Source organism: Micrococcus sp. M4NT (assembly GCF_033790745.1).
In the GTDB taxonomy this organism is placed as follows: domain Bacteria; phylum Actinomycetota; class Actinomycetes; order Actinomycetales; family Micrococcaceae; genus Micrococcus.
In genome coordinates, this window is the sequence record NZ_JAMYEH010000019.1 from 1 (window position 1) to 4,851 (window position 4,851).

Here is a 4,851-nt window from a genome sequence, read left to right on the forward strand (position 1 = left end):
TGTTGGAAAGAATTTCGGTCATGGATGGACTCGCGGCCTATCAGCTTGTTGGTGAGGTAATGGCTCACCAAGGCGACGACGGGTAGCCGGCCTGAGAGGGTGACCGGCCACACTGGGACTGAGACACGGCCCAGACTCCTACGGGAGGCAGCAGTGGGGAATATTGCACAATGGGCGAAAGCCTGATGCAGCGACGCCGCGTGAGGGATGACGGCCTTCGGGTTGTAAACCTCTTTCAGTAGGGAAGAAGCGAAAGTGACGGTACCTGCAGAAGAAGCACCGGCTAACTACGTGCCAGCAGCCGCGGTAATACGTAGGGTGCGAGCGTTATCCGGAATTATTGGGCGTAAAGAGCTCGTAGGCGGTTTGTCGCGTCTGTCGTGAAAGTCCGGGGCTTAACCCCGGATCTGCGGTGGGTACGGGCAGACTAGAGTGCAGTAGGGGAGACTGGAATTCCTGGTGTAGCGGTGGAATGCGCAGATATCAGGAGGAACACCGATGGCGAAGGCAGGTCTCTGGGCTGTAACTGACGCTGAGGAGCGAAAGCATGGGGAGCGAACAGGATTAGATACCCTGGTAGTCCATGCCGTAAACGTTGGGCACTAGGTGTGGGGAACATTCCACGTTTTCCGCGCCGCAGCTAACGCATTAAGTGCCCCGCCTGGGGAGTACGGCCGCAAGGCTAAAACTCAAAGGAATTGACGGGGGCCCGCACAAGCGGCGGAGCATGCGGATTAATTCGATGCAACGCGAAGAACCTTACCAAGGCTTGACATGTTCTCGATCGCCGTAGAGATACGGTTTCCCCTTTGGGGCGGGTTCACAGGTGGTGCATGGTTGTCGTCAGCTCGTGTCGTGAGATGTTGGGTTAAGTCCCGCAACGAGCGCAACCCTCGTTCCATGTTGCCAGCACTTCGGGTGGGGACTCATGGGAGACTGCCGGGGTCAACTCGGAGGAAGGTGGGGACGACGTCAAATCATCATGCCCCTTATGTCTTGGGCTTCACGCATGCTACAATGGCCGGTACAATGGGTTGCGATACTGTGAGGTGGAGCTAATCCCAAAAAGCCGGTCTCAGTTCGGATTGGGGTCTGCAACTCGACCCCATGAAGTCGGAGTCGCTAGTAATCGCAGATCAGCAACGCTGCGGTGAATACGTTCCCGGGCCTTGTACACACCGCCCGTCAAGTCACGAAAGTCGGTAACACCCGAAGCCGGTGGCCTAACCCTTGTGGAGGGAGCCGTCGAAGGTGGGACCAGCGATTGGGACTAAGTCGTAACAAGGTAGCCGTACCGGAAGGTGCGGCTGGATCACCTCCTTTCTAAGGAGCATTAGTGCCCGTTGCATCACCGCGTGTGTGATGGCGGGTTGCTCATGGGTGGAACATCAACGAATGGTGCTGGGGAGTGTCCTGGTTCTGGCTGAGTACGCCGGCTGTTTGCAGCTGGTTGGAATGGTTGGGGCTGGTGATGGTTTCTGGTGTTGGCACACTGTTGGGTCCTGGGACAGCAGGCGCCTGGCAGCCTTTTGGGGTTGTTGGGTGGTGTTGTTTCTGTTTCCCTTGCTTGGTGAGTCGCATCGTTGTGGTGTGGTGAGCGGGTGTGGGGGTTGTTGTTTGAGAACTGCATAGTGGACGCGAGCATCTTATTTTTGTTGCTGCACTGTTGATCGCCGTGTTTCCCCCTGGGGACGTGGTGTGAGGTGTGGTGACGCCGAGAATGACATCTTAGTTATATTTGCTCATTTTAGGGCTTTCATGTGTGTGAAAGTTTCTAAGGGCGCATGGTGGATGCCTTGGCAACAGGAGCCGAAGAAGGACGTGGGAATCTGCGATAAGCCTGGTGGAGTCGATAACCGGACGTTGAGACCAGGATTTCCGAATGGGGAAACCCCGCACGACGTGTCGTGTGACCGCCCGTTGAACACATAGACGGGTTGGAGGGAACGTGGGGAAGTGAAACATCTCAGTACCCACAGGAAGAGAAAACAAAAGTGATTCCGTTAGTAGTGGCGAGCGAACGCGGATGGGGCTAAACCGTATGTGTGTGATACCCGGCAGGGGTTGCATGTGCGGTGTTGTGGGCCCCTCCTTGTCATGTCTGCCGGCATGGCGCGGTGAGGTGCGGGTGTATAGACGAACCGCTTTGGATGGCGGACCGTAGAGGGTGAGAGTCCCGTAGTCGAAATGCATTCCGCCGCCGTTGGAGGGTTGCCCGAGTAGCACGGGGCCCGAGAAATCCCGTGTGAATCTGCCAGGACCACCTGGTAAGCCTGAATACTACCTGTTGACCGATAGCGGATAAGTACCGTGAGGGAATGGTGAAAAGTACCCCGGGAGGGGAGTGAAATAGTACCTGAAACCATGTGCCTACAAACCGTCGGAGCCTCCTTGTAGGGGTGACGGCGTGCCTTTTGAAGAATGAGCCTGCGAGTTAGTGATACGTGGCGAGGTTAACCCGTGTGGGGAAGCCGTAGCGAAAGCGAGTCTGAATAGGGCGATTGAGTCGCGTGTCCTAGACCCGAAGCGGAGTGATCTACCCATGGCCAGGTTGAAGCGCGTGTAAGAGCGCGTGGAGGACCGAACCCACTTCAGTTGAAAATGGAGGGGATGAGCTGTGGGTAGGGGTGAAAGGCCAATCAAACTCCGTGATAGCTGGTTCTCCCCGAAATGCATTTAGGTGCAGCGTCACGTGTTTCTTCCCGGAGGTAGAGCTACTGGATGGACGATGGGCCCTACAAGGTTACTGACTTCAGCCAAACTCCGAATGCCGGGAAGTGAGAGCGTGGCAGTGAGACTGTGGGGGATAAGCTTCATAGTCGAGAGGGAAACAGCCCAGACCACCGGTTAAGGCCCCTAAGCGTGTGCTAAGTGGGAAAGGATGTGGAGTTGCTGAGACAACCAGGAGGTTGGCTTAGAAGCAGCCACCCTTGAAAGAGTGCGTAATAGCTCACTGGTCAAGTGATTCCGCGCCGACAATGTAGCGGGGCTCAAGTACACCGCCGAAACCGTGGCATTCAGCTTTTGTTGGATGGGTAGGGGAGCGTCGTTCACGAGGTGAAGCCAGCGAGTGATTTCTGGTGGATTGTGGACGAGTGAGAATGCAGGCATGAGTAGCGAAAGACGGGTGAGAAACCCGTCCGCCGGATGACTAAGGGTTCCAGGGTCAAGCTAATCTGCCCTGGGTAAGTCGGGACCTAAGGCGAGGCCGACAGGCGTAGTCGATGGACAACGGGTTGATATTCCCGTACCAGTGAAGAACCGTCCCTGCTGAGCCGGTGATACTAACCGCCCGAACCATCCCAAACCTGGTCTTTGATCAGGATGGTGGTGGGGAGCGCGGGACCTGAACCGGGGAGGCAAGCGTATTAACAGGTGTGACGCAGGAAGGTAGCCGGGCCAGGCAATGGAATCGACCTGGTCTAAGGGTGTAGGGCTGCTGGTAGGTAAATCCGCCAGCTTTGTGCTTGAGACCTGATGGGCGCCCACTTGGTGGGTGATCCGGTGATCCTATGCTGCCTAGAAAAGCATCGGCGCGAGGTTCAAACTGCCCGTACCCTAAACCGACACAGGTAGTCAGGTAGAGAATACTAAGGCGATCGAGAGAATCATGGTTAAGGAACTCGGCAAAATGCCCCCGTAACTTCGGGAGAAGGGGGGCCCCAACCTTGAGCATCACTTGCTGGTGTGAGGGGATCGGGGCCGCAGAGACCAGGGGGAAGCGACTGTTTATCAAAAACACAGGTCCGTGCGAAGTCGTAAGACGATGTATACGGACTGACTCCTGCCCGGTGCTGGAAGGTTAAGAGGACCCGTTAGCTTCGGCGAAGCGGAGAATTTAAGCCCCAGTAAACGGCGGTGGTAACTATAACCATCCTAAGGTAGCGAAATTCCTTGTCGGGTAAGTTCCGACCTGCACGAATGGAGTAACGACTTCCCCGCTGTCTCAACCGTGAACTCGGCGAAATTGCATTACGAGTAAAGATGCTCGTTACGCGCAGAAGGACGGAAAGACCCCGTGACCTTTACTATAGTTTGGTATTGGTGTTCGGTGTGGCTTGTGTAGGATAGGTGGGAGACTTTGAAGCGGGCACGCCAGTGTTCGTGGAGTCATCGTTGAAATACCACTCTGGTCACTCTGGATATCTAACTTCGGCCCGTGATCCGGGTCAGGGACAGTGCCTGATGGGTAGTTTAACTGGGGCGGTTGCCTCCCAAAATGTAACGGAGGCGCCCAAAGGTTCCCTCAGCCTGGTTGGCAATCAGGTGTCGAGTGCAAGTGCACAAGGGAGCTTGACTGTGAGAGTGGCAGCTCGAGCAGGGACGAAAGTCGGGACTAGTGATCCGGCGGCTCGTTGTGGAACGGCCGTCGCTCAACGGATAAAAGGTACCTCGGGGATAACAGGCTGATCTTGCCCAAGAGTCCATATCGACGGCATGGTTTGGCACCTCGATGTCGGCTCGTCGCATCCTGGGGCTGGAGTAGGTCCCAAGGGTTGGGCTGTTCGCCCATTAAAGCGGTACGCGAGCTGGGTTCAGAACGTCGTGAGACAGTTCGGTCCCTATCCTCTGCGCGCGTTGGAAATTTGAGAAGGTCTGTCCTTAGTACGAGAGGACCGGGACGGACGAACCTCTGGTATGTCAGTTGTACCGCCAGGTGCATGGCTGATTAGCTACGTTCGGGATGGATAACCGCTGAAAGCATCTAAGCGGGAAGCCGGCTTCGAGATGAGATTTCCTTGCCCCTTGAGGGTGTGAGGCCCCCAGCGAGAACACTGGGTTGATAGGCTGGATGTGGAAGCGAGGACTGAAGACTCGTGGAGCTGACCAGTACTAATAGGCCGATGACTT

General features: G+C 56.1%; 2 rRNA genes. Both read left to right on the forward strand.

What is annotated here, in order from left to right:
* A 16S ribosomal RNA gene (locus NJC10_RS11155) occupies positions 1 to 1,323 on the forward strand; the annotation flags it as partial.
* A gap of 441 nt (positions 1,324 to 1,764) precedes the next feature.
* Positions 1,765 to 4,851, forward strand: a 23S ribosomal RNA gene (locus tag NJC10_RS11160); the annotation flags it as partial.